At 68.5% G+C, this 16,810-nt stretch carries 13 protein-coding genes and 6 pseudogenes; 7 read left to right on the forward strand and 12 right to left on the reverse strand.

Annotated features, from left to right (window positions below; genetic code table 11):
* Positions 1-24: 24 nt before the first annotated feature.
* Together E2E34_RS02000 and E2E34_RS02005 are read right to left on the reverse strand one after the other, a co-directional pair.
* Positions 25-171 (reverse strand): annotated as a pseudogene (locus E2E34_RS02000) (IS6 family transposase); the annotation flags it as partial.
* A gap of 116 nt (positions 172-287) precedes the next feature.
* Positions 288-1,262, reverse strand: coding sequence for a threonine/serine dehydratase family protein (locus E2E34_RS02005; RefSeq protein ID WP_138900160.1), 975 nt, complete (start codon positions 1,260-1,262; stop codon positions 288-290).
* A gap of 194 nt (positions 1,263-1,456) precedes the next feature.
* On the opposite strand from E2E34_RS02005, the gene E2E34_RS36170 reads away from it, so the two are divergent.
* Complete coding sequence (locus E2E34_RS36170; protein WP_244315462.1) at positions 1,457-1,630, forward strand: hypothetical protein; 174 nt, start codon at positions 1,457-1,459, stop codon at positions 1,628-1,630.
* A gap of 13 nt (positions 1,631-1,643) precedes the next feature.
* Here the strand turns inward: E2E34_RS36170 and E2E34_RS37200 are convergent.
* The 6 genes and pseudogenes from E2E34_RS37200 to E2E34_RS02035 all read right to left on the reverse strand — a co-directional run.
* A pseudogene (locus E2E34_RS37200) lies at positions 1,644-1,853 on the reverse strand (transposase); the annotation flags it as partial.
* A 43-nt stretch (positions 1,854-1,896) separates the two neighbouring features.
* Positions 1,897-2,091: pseudogene (locus E2E34_RS37205) on the reverse strand (transposase); the annotation flags it as partial.
* Positions 1,998-2,393 carry a transposase gene (locus E2E34_RS37210; RefSeq protein WP_138900161.1) on the reverse strand — a complete coding sequence of 132 codons (396 nt, stop codon included), beginning with the start codon at positions 2,391-2,393 and terminating at the stop codon, positions 1,998-2,000. The gene E2E34_RS37210 and the pseudogene E2E34_RS37205, both read right to left, overlap by 94 nt.
* 35 nt (positions 2,394-2,428) lie before the next feature.
* Positions 2,429-2,851, reverse strand: a pseudogene (locus E2E34_RS02025) (IS5 family transposase); the annotation flags it as partial.
* Positions 2,852-2,918: 67 nt separating this feature from the next.
* Positions 2,919-3,875, reverse strand: coding sequence for a CU044_5270 family protein (locus E2E34_RS02030; protein WP_138900162.1), 957 nt, complete (start codon positions 3,873-3,875; stop codon positions 2,919-2,921).
* Complete coding sequence (locus E2E34_RS02035) at positions 3,868-4,485, reverse strand: RNA polymerase sigma factor (RefSeq protein ID WP_138900163.1); 618 nt, start codon at positions 4,483-4,485, stop codon at positions 3,868-3,870. The genes E2E34_RS02030 and E2E34_RS02035 overlap by 8 nt, the downstream gene beginning before the upstream one ends.
* A gap of 496 nt (positions 4,486-4,981) precedes the next feature.
* Between E2E34_RS02035 and E2E34_RS02040 the strand changes: the two genes are divergently transcribed.
* A protein-coding gene (locus E2E34_RS02040) for an IS5 family transposase (protein ID WP_425573442.1) occupies positions 4,982-5,937 on the forward strand; the annotation gives its coding sequence in 2 pieces (ribosomal slippage) (positions 4,982-5,384 and positions 5,384-5,937; 957 coding nt in all).
* A complete protein-coding gene (locus E2E34_RS02045; protein ID WP_244315463.1) occupies positions 5,937-6,713 on the forward strand; it encodes a hypothetical protein in 777 nt (258 codons plus the stop codon). Before E2E34_RS02040 ends, E2E34_RS02045 begins: the two co-directional genes overlap by 1 nt.
* Before the next feature lie 555 nt (positions 6,714-7,268).
* Here the strand turns inward: E2E34_RS02045 and E2E34_RS02055 are convergent.
* From E2E34_RS02055 to E2E34_RS02070, 4 genes and pseudogenes are all read right to left on the reverse strand, one after another.
* Complete coding sequence (locus E2E34_RS02055; RefSeq protein ID WP_244315464.1) at positions 7,269-8,480, reverse strand: protein-L-isoaspartate O-methyltransferase family protein; 1,212 nt, start codon at positions 8,478-8,480, stop codon at positions 7,269-7,271.
* 415 nt (positions 8,481-8,895) lie between these two features.
* The gene (locus E2E34_RS02060; RefSeq protein WP_138900164.1) at positions 8,896-13,152 is read right to left on the reverse strand and encodes an nSTAND1 domain-containing NTPase; all 4,257 of its coding nucleotides are present in this window, start codon (positions 13,150-13,152) and stop codon (positions 8,896-8,898) included.
* 36 nt (positions 13,153-13,188) lie between these two features.
* On the reverse strand, positions 13,189-13,563 hold the full coding sequence (locus E2E34_RS02065; RefSeq protein ID WP_138900165.1) for a CU044_2847 family protein: 375 nt from the start codon (positions 13,561-13,563) through the stop codon (positions 13,189-13,191).
* Positions 13,564-13,750: 187 nt separating this feature from the next.
* Positions 13,751-14,776 (reverse strand): annotated as a pseudogene (locus E2E34_RS02070) (ATP-binding cassette domain-containing protein); the annotation flags it as partial.
* A 212-nt stretch (positions 14,777-14,988) separates the two neighbouring features.
* On the opposite strand from E2E34_RS02070, the gene E2E34_RS02075 reads away from it, so the two are divergent.
* From E2E34_RS02075 to E2E34_RS02085, 4 genes and pseudogenes are all read left to right on the forward strand, one after another.
* On the forward strand, positions 14,989-15,723 hold the full coding sequence (locus E2E34_RS02075; RefSeq protein ID WP_138900166.1) for a dienelactone hydrolase family protein: 735 nt from the start codon (positions 14,989-14,991) through the stop codon (positions 15,721-15,723).
* 109 nt (positions 15,724-15,832) lie between these two features.
* Positions 15,833-15,979: a hypothetical protein gene (locus E2E34_RS35230; protein WP_167518180.1), complete on the forward strand. Its 147-nt coding sequence runs from the start codon at positions 15,833-15,835 to the stop codon at positions 15,977-15,979.
* A 162-nt stretch (positions 15,980-16,141) separates the two neighbouring features.
* Positions 16,142-16,297, forward strand: a pseudogene (locus E2E34_RS36175) (hypothetical protein); the annotation flags it as partial.
* A gap of 60 nt (positions 16,298-16,357) precedes the next feature.
* Positions 16,358-16,801, forward strand: a complete 444-nt coding sequence (locus E2E34_RS02085) for a hypothetical protein (protein ID WP_341870205.1) — start codon at positions 16,358-16,360, stop codon at positions 16,799-16,801.
* The last annotated feature ends 9 nt before the right edge of the window (positions 16,802-16,810 follow it).

Here is a 16,810-nt window from a genome sequence, read left to right on the forward strand (position 1 = left end):
GGAGAAACTTCACACCACCAGATGCTCGTAGGGCGAGATGACGCCGCGCGCGAGCATCAACTCCTCCACCGCACGCAAGCGGAGCGGGAAGCGGAAGTACAGCCACACGCAGTGCAAGACGATCTCCACCGAACAGCGGTGATTCTTGTACGACGGCGACACATCCGAAATGACGACGCCCCTCCCCGAAACGGCCAACCCGAAGATCATCCCACCCCATTCCCGACAACGTGACAACGCCGCCGAGCCTCAAGCGCACCGCGCGGTCAGGCTGAGGAGATACGCGCTCACCGCAGGCCGAAACGCTCCGCCCAGCGAAAGACGTCCTGCGTGGTGGCATTTCCGCCGCACAGCACCAGGCCCAGCCGTGCACCGTCGCCCACCCGTTGCCTTACCTGCCGCGCGGCCGGCAGGAGGCAGCCGGCGGCCGGCTCGGCCCACACCTTCCCGTGATGCGCCAGGTCGAGCGTGCCCTGAACGGCATCAGCGTCCGGCACCACGAGCACGTCGGTGACCAGGGCAGACACCTGGTCGTACGTGATCTGCGCAACGCTCGGCGCGCTCAGCGTGGTCACGATCGACGACAATGCGACCTGCCGTGGACCTCCTGCGGCCAGTGCCTGGGACATGGCCTCCGCGCCCTCGGTCTCCACACCCCACACCCGTACGCCGGGCAGCCGCGCGTGCAGGGCTGTCGCGACACCCGCGATGAGCCCGCCGCCGCCGACGCTCACCAGTACGTCCGTGAGTGGACCGCCGCCCGCCGCGGCCACGTCCTCGGCGAACTCCAGGCCGACCGTGCCCTGTCCCGCGACGACGACCGGGTCGTCGAAAGGGTGCACCAGGCTCAGCCCGTCCGCCTGCAACCGGGACACGAGGGCGAACGCGCCGTCCATCGTGTCGGTCAGGTGCACCTTCGCCCCGGCAGACTCCGCGATCTCCACCGCGTGCGCGGGCGCCGACTTCGGCATGACGACGGTGGCCTTCACCCCCAAGGACTCAGCCATGACCGCCACGGCGATCGCGTGGTTTCCCCCGCTCACCGCCACCACCCCCGCCGCACGGTCGGCCTCGCCGAGCGTCAGCAGCTTCGCCGTCGCCCCTCGCGCTTTGAACGAACCAGTGCGCTGCAGCAGTTCGAGCTTCGTGGTGACCGGCACGCCGAGCAACGCGGACAGTCCGGGGCTGGCCACCGTCGGCGTGCGCACCACATGCCCAGCGATCAGCCGCGCCGCCGCCTCGACATCCTCTATGCCAATCACTGCACGCAACTCCCTGTCAGTCATGTCGCATCGACCCGGCGCCCCATTCCCGCCCCGAGCCTGAGACAGTACAGGGACCCTCATCGGCCACCGCCGCCTCACCAAATGAAACGACGACTACATTCACGGGGAAAACCGACCAGCTCGAAAGCCTGGTCTGACGGCCGAGGACCACCAGCGGTTCGACGAACGCAATGCCTATCCGGCCCGTCTTTGGGGTGCTGGCCGGGCAGGAGCGGCCATTCCCTGCCCCTCTCCTGCGCCGGCTCAGCGACCACGTGTACCAGCTGGTGCGAAATCCGCACAGTGAGCCGTCCGCCCTCGCGGTCGCCGACATCGACAGCGCGGACGCTGCCGGCCTGTGGTGACGCCTCGCCAATGTTTCAAGCGGTTGAAGCAGCGTTCGACCACGTTGCGCCGCTGGTAGAGCTGCTTGTCGAAGGCTGGCGGGCGCCCGCCGCGGTGGCCGCGCCGGAGCCGGTTGCGGATCTGGTCGGACCGTTCCGGGGGCGTGGGGCGGACACCCCGCCGCCTGAGCCAGGTGCGGATCGCTTTGGAGCTGTGGCCCTTGTCTCCGATGGCGTGGTCGGGCCGGGCCCGGGGCCGCCCCGGCCCGGGGCAGCCGTATCGCGTCCATCACCGCGGTGAACTGGGTGCAGTCGTTGGTGTTGCCGCCTGTGACGGTGAAGGCGAACGGACGTCCCAGGGCGTCGCAGGCAAGATGGATCTTGGTGGTCAGTCCGCATCGGGAGCGTCCGAGCCTGGAGCCGCGGAGCCCTCCTTTCCGGGCCCCCGCAGCATGGTGGTGGGCTCGGACCACGGTGGAATCGACCGATACAAACAGTCGATATCCCCGGCCGCGTCCGCTTTGACCTGGGCGGTCTGGAGCATCCGCTCGAACGTGACCTCCAGGGCCCACCGCCGGAACCGGGTGCAACGCGGCCCAAGGGCCGTACCGTGTCCGCACGTTGTGTCAGGCCACCCGGTCGGGAACTTCCACACCATCCCATTGAGCGCCGTGCGGTCGTCCAATCGCTTCCTGCCCCGCGACGACTCGGGGAGCAGCAGCCGAACGAACTCCCACTCCGCATCGGACAGTTCATGGCGACGTATCACCTGACCAAGATCCATCACTCAAGATCATTCGAAGTCACGGCCTAGCGGCGCGCCAGAGGCCGTGCACGGCTGTCGCTGGCGCGGTGAACTTTCGTACTCAGCCCGCCACGAGACCGTCCCAGCGCATGGTCGTCAGGTTTGGCCAGACCCGGCGCCCCCTGTTCCTGGCACCGGCGGCGTGCTGGTGGGCACGGCAGACGGTGGAGTCCACCGAGACGGTCCAGCCGATGTCGTCAGCGTCGTCGGCTGCTGTCAAAAACGCAGCCAGGATCCGTTCCCAGGTGCCGTCGACAGCCCACCTGATCAGTCGCTTGTGAGCGGTCTGAAAGGGCCCCAGCTCATCCGGCAGGTCCCGCCAGGGCGAGCAGGTGCGGTACTTCCACGCGATGGCCTCAAAGGGTGCGGCGGTGATCGGCCCACCGCCGCCCGCGGACCGGATCGGCCGGCATCAGCGGCGCGATCCGGTCCCACATCGCATCGGTGATCAATAAGCGGACAGACGCATCCGATCAACTGGTCACCCGACCAAAGGGACACGTCCTAGGGGCGCTGCTTCAAACGGTCGACGATCGCCCACTCCACCGTGTGCGACAGCTGGATGTATGTCCTGCCGGAAGCCGTAGACCCCTCACTGCGGAACCCTAGGAATTCATGGGATTTCGTATCGAAGATGAGGTAGCTGCCCTTCTGGGACCCTTGTCCGGTGTAAGTGATCCCCACTCCGGTGCGCCCGGCAGAGTCCTTGACGCCCGGCATCGTCTTCACCCCGGGCACCAGGGCCAGTGCTTCGTACGCGGCGGGACGCATCCCTGGGGGCAGCACCGGGTGCTTCAGGAGCTCGCCGAGCAGGAAGTAGGCGTGCCACCAGTCGTCACCGGAGAGGTCGTGGATCGACTGGTCGGTCGTGCCGCGGGCGGAGATGATGGCCGGAATGAGCTTCTGCGGATCGGTCGGGAGCTTCTTGAGCTTGTGCCACTCCCGGGGAGGCCATGCGAAGCTGCCGTCGGGCTCCTCCCAGATTACGTTGCCGCGCTCCATGGTCAGGGAGCGCTTGGAGCCGTCCACCGAATCCCAGTTCACGTCCACAAGAGTCTTGACCTTGCCGGTCTTGCGGTCCGTCTCCTTGATGATCCGCTTGGAGTAGATGAACTGGTCGCCGCGCGGCGCTATGGGCGTCTCCTGTTTGCCCGCGTACGCCGCCGCCCCGTTCAGCACCTTCGCAGCGGCGGCGTTGCGCATCTGCGGGGCCACCGTGCGCGCGCGGTCCGGGCCTCCGTTCTCGGTGGTGATCAGCACCGCCGTCCCCGTGATCGCCATGGCGACCACCCCGGCCGTCACAAGGCGCAGCGCGCGGCGGCGGCTGGGTCCGGTGCCGGGGTGGTGCTCCGTGCGTGTGATCGAGTTGAGCAGTCGGTGCCGGGCCTGTGCCCGGGCCGGTTCGGACAGCGGGGACGCGTCGGCGTCCCAGTCCCGCAGGAGTTCGAGTTCGTCACTCATGGCCGGATACCTCTCGCAGTGTCGTGGGATCGGATCCGCCCAACGCTTCGCGTAGCTTGCCGCGAGCCCGGTGCAGCCGTGATCTGACCGTGCCGATGGGGACACCGAGGGCCTGGGCCACCTCCTCGTAGCCGAGACCGCCCCAGGCCACCAGCAGCAGCACATCCCGGTGCCGCGCGGGCAGTTTGGCCAGTGCCGCCGCCAGCTCGCGGCGTACGGCCTGTGCCCCCACCCGGGCCGCAGCCCGGTCGGCCAGCGGCTCCTCGTGGTCGGCGGGAGCCGGGATGCGGGCCAGGGCCTTGAACCGGCGGGCCTCGGCCCGCCGGTGCCCGCCGACCAGGTTGGTCGCTATGCCGAACAGCCAGGGCCGGGCGCTGTCGCCCGTGGCCCGCGCGGGGTCGTACCGGTGCCGCTGCTGGAAAGCAATGGTGAAGGTCTCCGCCATGAGGTCGTCGGCTGGCTCGCCGCCGAGCCTACGGGCCAGGTAACGGTGTACCGCATCGGCGTGCCGGTCGAAGAGCACGGCGAACGCCTCGGGCTCATTCCGGGACCGCGCAACTACCGAGGCATCACTGTCCACCCCTGTGCGGACGCCTGGGTCGACGGTCATCGGGGCTCCTCTCGTCCTGAAGAACGCTTCGAAGGTTTGGGCTTTCAACTCTCCTTCGCCCCTCGCCCCCGACGAGTTCCATCGGGCCCCTGGCCACACTGGTCCTCAGCGCTGCGCCGCAGAAGATCCACGGCGCAGCACCAGGGATACCAGTTGTCCCGCCAGGCGGGATGCAGCTCCAAGGGCAGCGCGAGCGCATGCATGCTCCGGCACGCAGGGATCGAGTCCGGGAAGTGCCCGATCCGCATGGCGGGTGACACAGGCCACCCAGGTCTCCCACAGCCTGCCGGCAGAAAGCACAGACAGCCCGTCGCCACCCGGGGAGTTGTACTGGCCCGAGCCATCCTTGAAGTACAAGAGGACCGCGACCGTCTACCGGGCCGGACTGCACGGCGCAGGCATCTTCATCTCGTCCGCACGGTGATCCGAACGAGACTGCCTAGAGCCTGTCTGATGGGTCGGTGACCGAAGCTTCCGCTCCATCGTTCTGTTCGGCGTGGGGAGGGGCGATCTGTCAGACCGCGAGTGGTCTCGTCTGGAAGGGCATCTGCCGAAGGCCGTTGGCAGAGGCGGCCGGTGGAAGGATCACCGGATCGTCATCAACGGGATTCTTTTCAGGCTTCGGACCGGCGTGCCAGGGCGTGACTTGCCCGCGCGCTTCGGGAGCTGGAAGACGATCTACGACAGGCATGGACGCTGGTCCGCGGACGGTACGTGGGACACGGTCTTGCGTGCCGTTCAGGCTGACGCCGACGCTGAGGGGTGCATCGATTGGTCCATGGTGAGCGTGGACTCAACCGTGTGCCGGGTTCACCAGCACGCGGCCGGGGCCCACAACCGACCGCCCCGGATCAGCGGCAAGCGCTCCCGGTCTGCCCAGCATCGGGAGGATGAGGCCCTGGCCACTCCCGTGGTGGCCTGACAACCAAGATCCACCTGATTGGGGAGGGGAGATGCCGGCCGCTGGCACTGCTGATCACGCCGGGCCAGTGGGGTGACGCGCCCCAGATGATCCCGGTCTTGGACCGCATTCGCGTACCCCGCCTCAGCGGCGGCCGCCCGCGCACCCGGCCCGACCATCTTGGCGGAGACAGGGCGTACTCATCCCGCAGGAACAGGCGTTACCTGCGCAGGCGCCAGATCAAGCACACCATCCCCGAACCGAGGACTCAGCAAGCCAACCGTCGGCGTCGCGGAAGTGCTGGCGGCCGGCCTCCCGGCTTCGACCGCGGACGATATGCCCGCCGGAATGAAGTGGAGCGAACCATCCTGGTACTCAAAGGCTTCCGGGCTGTAGCGACGAGATACGAGAAGCGGGCGTACGTCTTTCACGGCACTGTCACGGCTGCCGCGATCCGGTGTGGCTCCGTTAGTGATCCGCGAGTCGGAGCAACTGTCACAGCTGACCTGTACGCTGCGAGCGATCTACGACCAGCTGTCCGGAAGGCATGATGACCCACACCCCCAGGCCGCTGGTTGAAGCGATACTCGCTGTGCTTCCCGAACTCGCTCCCCACGCGCGCGACGCGGTCATCTTCCATCCCGAGCGGGCAGAGCCGGACTGCAGGACCAGCTCTATCGGCGGACCACTGCTGTGGCCGAGTGACGAACCATGGCCCGAGTGCTCCTTGCCCGACGTGAACAGCCCAGATGGCGCGCCTGCCACGGCTATGGTGCCAGTCGCACAGATCTTCTGTCGCGACGCGCCAGGTCCCTGGTGGCCCGCCGGGACCGACCTCTTGCAAATCCTTTGGTGTCCCAACGAACACTGGGATCCTCCAGTCCAGCAAGCCGACATCAGCCCTGTGCTTGAGGTGCGATGGCGTCAGGTCGCTGATGTGATCAACGAGTTGACGACCCCGCCGCCGCCCTCGCGGTACGAGGAGGACGGCTATCTGCCGCAAGCCTGCGGCATCACCGCGGAGCGCGTCACCGACTTCCCCTTCCGTGAGGAGCTGCCGGCAGAACTCCTCCTGCGGCTTGAGGACCTGGTCCGCCAGACCGGTGGCGGCGGTGACGCCATCACTCGCCTCGCCGGCTGGGAACTCGGCGGCTGGCCAACATGGCACCTAACGCACCCGACAGTCTTTGCCTGCGGTGACTGTGGCACGGCAATGACACTCCTGTTCACCGTGGCCAGCGAGACGAGACAGGGGTCGTCGTCGGCCGGTGGGGAGACTTGCGCATCTTCACCTGCCCCGCCGATCACCGTCACGCCTTCCAGATAGACCTGCACTGAGCTCGGGCTCATCACCGGCACCACGACCCATCAGACAGGCCCTAGGGACCGCGTCCGAGCGACCAGTCCGACGGGACTGGCCCACGACCCATGGCCCCTACTTCCGGGGCGGCGGCCGTTTCCGCGCCCCGAGGCATCAATGTTCGGCGAAACGATGACCGGAATCGCCGTTCCAGGGGCGGTCGTTAGCCTCGCGGGGGAGGGGCTACTACCCTGCTGTCTTTCGTCACGAGCCCGTCGATACGGCCCGGCGCAGCAACGCGCCCGTCGAGGTGATGGACGCCCGTCCAGATTGCCCCGCTTCGCCACAGGTAGGTGTTGTCCACCTCGCCGCGGCGGAGCATGACACCACAGCCGATGTCGTCCGCGGTGTAGTCATTCGCGCACAGGGGACACCCGTCGCCGGCGCGGTGACGGAGGAAGTCCTCGGGCCGGCCCGCCGGCAAGGCCGGGCCGTTGAGTCGGGGCTGGAGAGGGTCCTGCTGGGTCACGAGTAGCTCCATGGGGATTGGGGCGTGCCGGGTGACGCGATGCGGGGGCGCTGTCATGGCGCTTGCCGGGGGACGGTGGCGAGCGGGGGCAGCGTCCAGTTCAGCGCCTTGGGCCCAAGGCCGGAGGTGACGTGCTGGTCCCCGGTGCTGTCGTGGAGGTCGACCCGGTACTGCTCGGGCCTGCCGGCCCGCTCCCAGTGGTCATGCACGTCCTCGAGCTCGGCCCACACATCGCGCGGCCCGTGGACCTGGACAGTGCCGTCGCCCGGGCCGGCCACGGCCCACGAGTCGTCCTCGGGCGCGACGATGGTCATCGTCCCGGCCTGGAAGTCCCGCACCGTACCGGGGACCAGGTACGCGGCGGCGAGCCAGAAGCCGTACGCCTCATCCGGAGGCGGCGTGAGCCGCGTGGACCGCGGTGTGCCGGGAGCGGCCTTGATGCGGGCGCGGTGGTTCAGAGCGCTGAGCCACTGGAAGCCGCGTAAGGGCCGGTACCCGCGCGGCCTGCCCCGCAGCACCGCCTCGATCGTGCCCGCCGGGGTGCGGGTGGCGCGCAGGTGTCCGGGCCAGCTCGGCGTGCGGGTCGCGAGCGTAGTGAGCAGCAAACCGCGCGGCGCGAGCTGCTCCACCCACGGCGCCGGAACACACGGCACACCGATGCCGGAGTGGATCCGGTCGTACGGCGCCCGCGCCTCGTGCCCTTCGAGCGCGTCGCCCTCGACAACGGCCGCGCCGACACCGAGCCGGTCCAGGTTCCGCTGGGCGAAGGCCGCCATGTGTCCGTCCCGCTCCACACCGGTGGCGAGGCCGGTGCCGGTGATGGTGGCGGCGAGCGCGAGGGAGACGCCGGGGCCGGGCCCGAACTCCAGATAGCTCTGGCCGGGGCCGAGTTCCATAGCCTGAAGGGCTTCGACCGTGGCGGGGGTGTAGGTGGACATGGACGTCATGTGGCCGCCGGTCACCGGCCCGCGGGGGAGAGCGTCGAGGGGTTCGCCGTCGCGCTGGAGCAGAATCGACTCGTCACTGTGGATCAGGTCGAGCCACTCCTGACGGTCGTCGGGATGGGAGCCGTCGAGAAGGCGCCAGTGGATCGGATCCGCGCCCGGGCCGCTGACCCGGACGTACGCGTGCGGGAGCAGTACCTCGCGCGGCAGGCGAAGCAGCGCGTCGCGCAGCAACGCGTCGGTCAGGACGTCGTCGGTCGTGAGCCGTTCGACCATGCCGGCGCGCCGACGGCTCGTCGCCGTACGGAGGTCAAGAGCCATGATCGGGGTCCTTCACGGAAGTGGGGGGCAGGGGACGGGTGGTGTCACGCGGAACCGGCTTGGGCTCTTGTTGAGCCGGTGGTCAGGGGCCGCTTGGCTGCCAGTGATAGGGGACGTGACGTGCAGGTTCCACGGCTTCGTGTGCACTGGGTCCTGCGGGAACGCTGAAATCCGGGCTCGATGCGCAATGCCGTTGTTGGGCAGTGGTGCGCAATCCTGGACCGGTAGGCGACACCGAAAGTTACCCAGGTGAGATGGGCCGCGCACTGACAAGCGGTGCGGTGGGCCCGCGCTCCAGCGGCGACCGTGTATGGAACGTCCTTCTCGGCGATGCGGGTTGAGGGCGAGGCTGTCCGGGCACGTATGGCCGGTTCCTGGCTGGGGTGTCAGGCTGGGCGATCCGTGACACCTGGCATCAGGAAGGGCAGATCTGAGTCGGCAGGCCGTTGGGAAGTCCGCCGCGTTCGTCGTCGGTGAGATCACGACCGAGGACGGAGCACAGGTGCCGCTTCCAGAGGGCGGGGTCGAGGCGGAACAAATCGAGGCGGCCTCCAGAGACGGGTGAGCGTAGAAGCGCTCTGCCGTCCTTGGTGGCCGCCAGGAAGCCCTGCTTCTCCCCGAATTCGTACGTCTCCCGGTACTCGGGGTGGTCCGCCTTCAGAAAGCTTACGGAACTGTCGTTGGCCATGAAGAACCCGGAGCCCCCGGTGCCACCCGCGGCCAGCGGCCCGAGCGGACCCACCACTCTCTTCGGAGGCTGCCCAGGTTGCGCCGACCACAGCTCGATCAGGCCGCCCGTGCTCTTCACGGTCGCGTAGCGCGAGTCCTCCAGGAACACGGCCGCGTGGAGGTCGTCGCCGAGGCGTAGGCGAAGTCCTTTGTTCTCCTTGCCTGTTCGCAGATCGACAGCGTGCACGTCCGGTTCGCCGTGCACGGCGACCCCCGCGTACCCCGGCTCGGGGTGGTTGCCCACGAAGTAGTCCGGTCGGTCTTTCGTGGTGAGCTGTAGGTCACGCAGGTCGATCGGCGGCGCCACTCGGCGGCCCTCGCGGGCATCCCAGTGCTCGACGAGTGTGCCGGAGATCGTCCGGAACCGATCGCCATCGAGGAAGCGGAAGGCAACCAGTTCCGGCTTCCCGTCCTTGCCGACGGGAGGTTGTGCCACGGTGAACTCGGTCACCCGGCGCAACGAGGGCAGTGCGCGAACCGTGATCCGGTTCAGGTCCGAGAGATCCGCCACCAGCGTCTCGGCGTTGTTGACCTGGAGTACCTGGTTCGCGTCCGGAGGCGTTTCGGCATCGCTGTCCACTTCGGCAAGGGTTCTCTCCTCCCCTTCTGTTTCCACGACGCGCAGGCTGTCGCTGTCCTTGCCCACACGGACCACCATCCTGCTTCCGTCGCCGAGCAGCGTCGGAGGGCTGTGGGTGCTGACGTCCTCCAACTTTGCCAGCGCCCATCCAGTCACCGCCTCCTCGTTCCAGGTGACCACGACAGGCTCGCGCGAAGTCCCGAGAAGAGGAAAATTCTTGACGCCCTGCGGGCTGTCGGGCCCGAAGAACCGCTGAGTCCTGCCGCCGTCTCGAGTGCGGACCAGGTCCCACTCGCCCGTCGTGGAGAGCACCGCGACGCGGTCGCCTTCCTCGTCAACGGCCACATCAGTGCATGAAGTGTTGTCCCCGCGCCGGTATTGGCCCAGCACCTCTCCGTCCGCCACGCGTACGGCCTGGTAATGTGCCTGTCCGACCGAGTTGGGGTCGGGCTTCTCTTTCCGGCAGACGATCACCACGCTGCCGTTCCCCGACACTCCGGTGCCATCGAATTCGAGGCCCTTCGCCAGTTCACGCATCGTCCCGGCACTGATATCGACGGCCACTACTGACTGCTTCAGATCCGACCCGGGGCTGCGCTGGGCCACAAGTGTGTTCCCGTCCGGGCCGAACCACACGTTCACAAGCCCGGAGACCTGTTCCGGAAGCTCCCGAGGCTGTCGCGTCTCCAGGTCCCACACCTGCACCGGCCGCTTCGCCGACGACGCCGGCACGCCGACCAGTTGACGCCCGTCCGGGGAGAAGTCCATGATCTTGACGTTGAACCATTGCGCGCCGAGCGAGATGTTCTTGAGCGCACCGCTGAGCGGGTGTGGCGGCCCTACCAGCCGTTTCTCTGATGGGGTCACGTCGTGCCAGACCACCACCCCGTCCACATCGCGCAGGTAGGCGATCCGCCGCCCATCCCGGCTGACCACGGGGGACAGAACGTTGCTGGCGAGGCGGAGTTGCTCCTGTCTGACCCTGCCCTTGGCCGTGCGGACGAAAAGGGTTGCGCGGCCGAGCTTGGTCGTCACCAGCGTCACTCTGCCGTCCGCGCTCATGGCGGCCGCACGGATCGGTCCCTCGGCTCCCGTCAGCACCCATGCGGCGTCCTTGAGTTCCTCGTACCGGCGCATCAGCGCACTGCGGGCCTCCTGTGTCGGAGCGACCTCGTACGCCGCGAGCGCCGCCAGGGCAGCCTGCCCGGGGTTGCTGTCCGTCAACTCGTCCGACTGCACCGCAAGCGTCCGGGACCGCCCCTCGGCCTCCCGGTGTGCGCTTACCTGGGATTCCTGCACGAGGAACGTGCCCAGCCCGGCGATCAGCACAAGGGTCAGGGCCACCGCGACCCACCCGGCACGCGCCCGAACCTGCCGTGCCCGCCGACGCCGACGGGCCAGCGCAAGGAATTCCCGCTGGTCCTCGGTCAGATCCGTCTCGCGTCCGTGCAGCCTCGCTTCCACGGCCGCGAGCTGAAGAGTGCCGGGCAGTAGATCGGCCGAGCCGTCCGCCTTTTGCCACCGCTCCAGATCGTGCTGTACCTCCGCCCGCCCCGTCAGGAAATCAGCATCGGCCCGGACCCGCTCTGCCAGGGCCGGCCATACCGCGATCAATGCCTCGTGGGCCAGCTCCGCGCTCTCCGGCCGGCCGTCGCCTCCGTACAGGACCAGCAGGCGCTGCTCGGCCAGCGCTTGCGCCAGGCGCCAGCGTCCTTCTCCCGCCTCTTCGCGTGTCAGGGAGCGCCGCAGCGGAGCCTCGCCGCCCGGCAGCACCCGCACCAGCCCCGTCAGCAGCCGTGCCGCTTCGGCCTCACCCTCAGGCGGGACGCACTTCCGCCACGCCTCCTCGGCATGGCGCCGCAGTGCGCCGGACACTCCGTCGATGTGCTCGTACGTCGCGGCCTGCAACCGTCCGGCGGCCCGTCGCTGCCACAACTGCGCCAGAACGAACCCCAGAAGCGGCAGAATTCCCGGCTCGCCGCCCGCATCGTCCAGGATGCGGCGGTCAAGCCCGGGGTCGTACTCGACCGCCGGAATGCGCTTGAGCGGTTCGGTGATCACCGCGTGCAGCTGGTCCCGGGCCATGGGAGTGAGCGGAAGTGTCACCCCGCGCTTCAGCGCGGGACCCAGCTGCGAGTGACTCAGTGCGGCGTCCATGAAGTCGGCGCGCAGGGTGACGAGAACCCGCAGGGCGGCTGGTTGCCACTTCGGGAACAGCAGTTCGACGGTCTCGGCGAGCTCCGGCTGCGGACGGTTCAACAGTGCCTCGGCCTGGTCGAGTACGACCAACAGCCGTGCCGCTGGCCGCCCTGTGACCCGATGGAAGGCGTCCGCAAGCCCTAGCTCACTCAACCAGTGGTCTACTTGGTCGGCGTTCTGCGCGCGCGGGGGCCGCCCATACTCCCCCGATCTTGCGATCTCGAACAGCTCGGTGGCGAGCGCGGCCCGCAGGGAAGAAGAACGTGTCGCGTTCACCTGCAGAATCCGGTAGCCGTCCTGCCGCATCCTCGGCACCACACCGGCTAGCGCGAGCGATGACTTGCCGCAGCCCGACGGCCCGTACACCGTCACGATGGGCTGATCGCCCCGCAGGACGGTGACGACTCGCTCGATGTCGTCGTCCCGGCCGAAGAAGACATCCGCGTCGTCCTCCTGAAAGGCGGACAGACCACGGAAGGGCGTAACCGGGCTCACGTACGGGGCAAGTCCGGGCACTTCCTTCAGCAGAGTTCTCGTCCGCAGGACGAATGCCTGCTGGGCCTCGCGGACCGACTGTGCCGCCACCATCATCCCAACGGCAGCACCCAGTTCGTTGTCCCAGACAGGGCTGCCGCTGAAACCCCCCTTGACGTAAACGGCTTCACCGTCGGCCCGCGAGAGCTGGATCCAGCCCGGGCGCGTGGGCCCCCGGAACCTGCCGCTCTGCCAGATCCCATCCGGGTTGTCATCGGTGAAGCCCACGGCACGCGCATCGTGGTCCCATACGCCGCCCTGCGGGTCGGCCATGGGGAGCGGACAGGCTCCGGGGATCCGGTTCCGCAACCGCAGCACGGCGATGTCTCCGGTCTGATCGGGCCTGATCGGTATCCAGTGCTGGACCTCGGCACGGTGGTCGCCCCCGTCGACGCCGTCGGTGTTCCCGGCCAGCGGCACGTCGACCGTGACCTCGGTACCGGCCTCAACCATGTCCTCCCGGGGCCGGTCCAGTGCGTCCGACACCACATGGGCGCAGGTGAGCACCAGGTCCGCTGCGATGAGGAAGCCCGCGCCGCCGATCGCGCCGTCCGGCCCCTTGACACGGACGACGGCCGCGACCAGCGACAGCTCCGCTTCCCCCGTGTCGCGTTCCTGAATTTCCGTCACTGCGACCCCCGTGCCCCGTTGTCGCGCCTGACTGGGTCAACTCCCCTGCGAAGTATCCCCATTGGTGTCTCTCGCGTCACTCCTGTTCCAGGTCAGGCTCACGGAGAAATTGGCTGCTGTCGCCGTGCTGGCAATGACCACGTCCGCCTCGGCCGACAGTGAAACCCCGAACTCCAGCGTGATCTCGTCCGGCGCGTTCGACAACCCGCTGAACCGCCCCACGAAGCTCTCCGCCACCGGACGTACAGTGTCCAGCATCTGCCCGAACGACCGTTCGGCGCGCGCTATGGGGCGCCCTCCGCGCCCCACGCGGACCAGCGTCTCGTCCACCTCCCGGATCTGGACACGCACGGACTCGTCGCTACCCTCCCCCAGAGGGACTTCTACCGTGTGGACAGGGCTGTCACTCATGACTCTCCTCCATTGCCAGGGAGTTGGAGATCGTAGCGGCATGTCCCTCTCCGATCGCAAGAGACCGACAACGACAGCTATGGACTGCAACGAATGCGCATCGAGCCTTGGATTTGCGCATTCATTGCGCATCCTCAGCCGACATTGCGCATCGACTCGCGGATCCTAGATGGCGGGGCGAAGCGGATCAGCGGTCCTGGGAGAGTTCCAGCAGTTCGGCGAAGGTTCCGCCGGCGTGGACGAGGCCGTCGTACCAGCCCTGCTCGGTGATCCGGCCGTGCTCCATCACGACGATGTGGTCAGCGATCTTGGTGTTCTCCAAGCGGTGCGTGACCATGATCGTGATGCGGTCCGCGGCGATGGCCTTGATCTGCTCGAAGATCTGGTGCTCACCGCGCGGATCCATCTGAGAAGTCGGTTCGTCCAGGATCAGCAGCCCCGGACGCCGGTACAGGGCCCTCGAACAGGCCACGCGCTGCCACTGCCCGCCGAAGACGTCGCGAGCCAGCAGGGTGTCCAGACCAGCGGGTAGGTCCTCGACGGCCTCGCGCAGGCCGACCGCGTCGACGGCCTCCCACACGGGGGCGTCGTTGTGGGTGCGGGGCTGGCCGAGGGTGACGCTCTCGCGGACCCGCAGCGGCCACTGGGCGAAGATTTGCGGCACGAGCCCGGTGTTCGCCCACACCGTGGCGGGGTCCACCTCGGCGAGGTCGGTGCCGTTCCACGTGACCCGGCCCTTGTCGGGCAGGTAGATCCCGATCAGCAGCCGGGTGAGCGTGGACTTCCCCGATCCGTTCGCGCCGACGATCGCGAGGATCTGGCCGCGCCGCAGAGCGAGCGAGACACCGTCCACGGCGGGCTTGTCCCTGCCCGGGTACTGGTAGACGACTTCCTCGAGCCGGATCTCCTCGGTCGGCGCGGCGTGCGTGCGGGAGCCGCGCTTGGGTGCGCGGGCGGCTGCGTCGTCGAGGAAGGGGTGCATGTCGCTCAGGTACAGGCTGGTATGGAAGACCGCGGCGGCGTTGATAACCACCTGGGAGAGCGCGGCGAGCGTGGTCCGCACGGCGATGATGGCCGTCGCCACGACGGCGAGCTCGATCCGGCCGGACACCGCCTGGCACGCCAGCGCCCCCAGGTCGCGACGAGGAAGTCGCCGCCGGGCCAGTGCGGAGAGCAGGGCGATCCACAGGGTGCGCTGGGCGGCGGAAGGGCTGGCATCGATGCTGTCCGGTGGGCTACGTTGTGCGGCGATGACTACCGGGACGGCATTGCGCCACACACGGATTGGTGACCCGGCGCTCCTTTGAGCGCCGTACGGGCCGGAGCCGGCCCGCTGTTGGATCGAGGATCCGGCGCTGCTGCGCGGGCTCCGCCTCCTGTCGTGTTGATCACAGCTCGACACGTCAACCCACGACAGGAGAACTCGTGCCCACCAAGATGTTGCACATCCCCACCGCGGACGGCCAGGCCGACGCTTTCGCCGCCTTCCCCGACAACGGCGAGCGGCACCCGGGCGTGCTGATGTACCCGGACGGCTTCGGCATCCGGCCCGTGCTGCGGGAGATGGCCCGCGAACTGGCCGGGCACGGGTATTACGTGCTCGTCCCCAACATCTTCTACCGGCACGGCCCGGCACCGGTAGTCGAACTTCCCGAGCACATCGGAGAAGAGGTCCGGCCTGCGGTCTTCGCCCAGCTGATGCCTTTGATCGAGGCGCACACCGCCGAACGTGTCCTGAGCGACGCCGACGCCTACCTCAGCTTCCTCGCCACCCAGCCCGAGGTCGGCGCCGGATCGGTCGCGGTGACCGGCTACTGCATAGGCGGCCTCCTGGCGCTGCGCACCGCTGCGGCCCACCCCGGCCAAGTGGCCGCCCTCGCCGCATTCCACGGCCCCGTGGGCGTCGACGGACCTGACCTCTTCTTCAAGCTCACCGCCCAGGTCCACCTCGGCCACGCCGAAGGCGACATGACGCCCGAGGCCCTCGGTGAGCTCAACCAGGCCCTGGACGCCGCGGGGGTCGGCTACACCTCCGAGATCTACCCCGGCACCGTCCACGGCTTCACCATGTCCGACACCGAAGCCTTCAACCCCGCCGCGCTGCAGCGCCACTGGGACCGACTGCTCCCCCTCCTCGACCGCACCCTGGCCAACAGCTGAGGCTCCGGCTCGGAAGACAAACCCAGTACGTGGGTCCGGAGTCCTAGCGATCGTTCGAAGACTGTGTGAGGGCGGGCGCGGCCCGCCCTCACCGTGTCGGCGTACCCGCATGCAGCTGTACGCCGATACCGGGGAGCCATTGACGGTCTGGAAATCACCGGCCTGGGCGGTGGCGGATGATCTGGATGAGCAGTCGCTGATCGAATGCGGCCAGGGCGGTGAGGGCGTATCCGAAGGTGTGTCGGCGTACACGTGAACGTGGCTCTGGCAAGATGCTTGTAGGCGGAGATCATCTCGGTGACACGGTCGGCCGGTCCGCGTAGTGGGCAGCCTGTGCCTGTGCCTTGTTGAACTCGCAGAGTGGATACCGCAGTTGGCCGACGTGGTGGTTGTGTCGGCCGAGGTCTCCGATACTGCCGTGACGGTCCGCGCTCGCACGAGATCCGGTGTTCCGGCAGGATGTACGGGATGTGGCCGGCTCAGCTTGTGGTGCCACAGTCGTTACGTACGGCGCCTCGCTGACGTCCCCCTCGCAGGCCGGCCTCTGAGCATCGACTTGCCCGTACGCCGTCTGTACTGCGAGAACCCAAGCTGTCCGAAGGCGACCTTCGCCGAGCAGGTGCCAGGGCTGACGGTGCGCTATCAGCGTTGGACCCCGTTGCTGCAGGGCCTGGTCGAGGACGTCGGTGTCCCGGCCACGGCGGCCGCCGACCCGGTCCCGCAGCAGGCCGTACCCGTTGTGCCGGTTCAGCGACCGGCCCCACCGGAGGGCTACCGTCTCGCCGTCGAAGCGCACCGTGCCGCCGCGCGGCCGTCCCGGGTGGACCGGGGTATCACACAGGTGGTGCAGCGGCAGACCGCCGCGATGCGGAAGCTGAGCCGCGGGGCGTTCCCCGAACCCGACGTCGTCCCGGCCGATGCGCCGGCCCCGATCGAGCAGGCCCGCGTCCAGCGCCGCCTCCAGGCCGCGGCGACCGAGGCCGCCGTCCTACGCAGGGCCCGAGCCGAGCGGCGCACTGCTCCAGCACCGGACGTTGTGCCGCTTCAGCAACAGACCCCAGCTGGCGAAGTGGCGTGAACGCGCTCT

The organism is Streptomyces albidochromogenes (assembly GCF_005981925.1).
GTDB lineage: Bacteria > Actinomycetota > Actinomycetes > Streptomycetales > Streptomycetaceae > Streptomyces > Streptomyces albidochromogenes.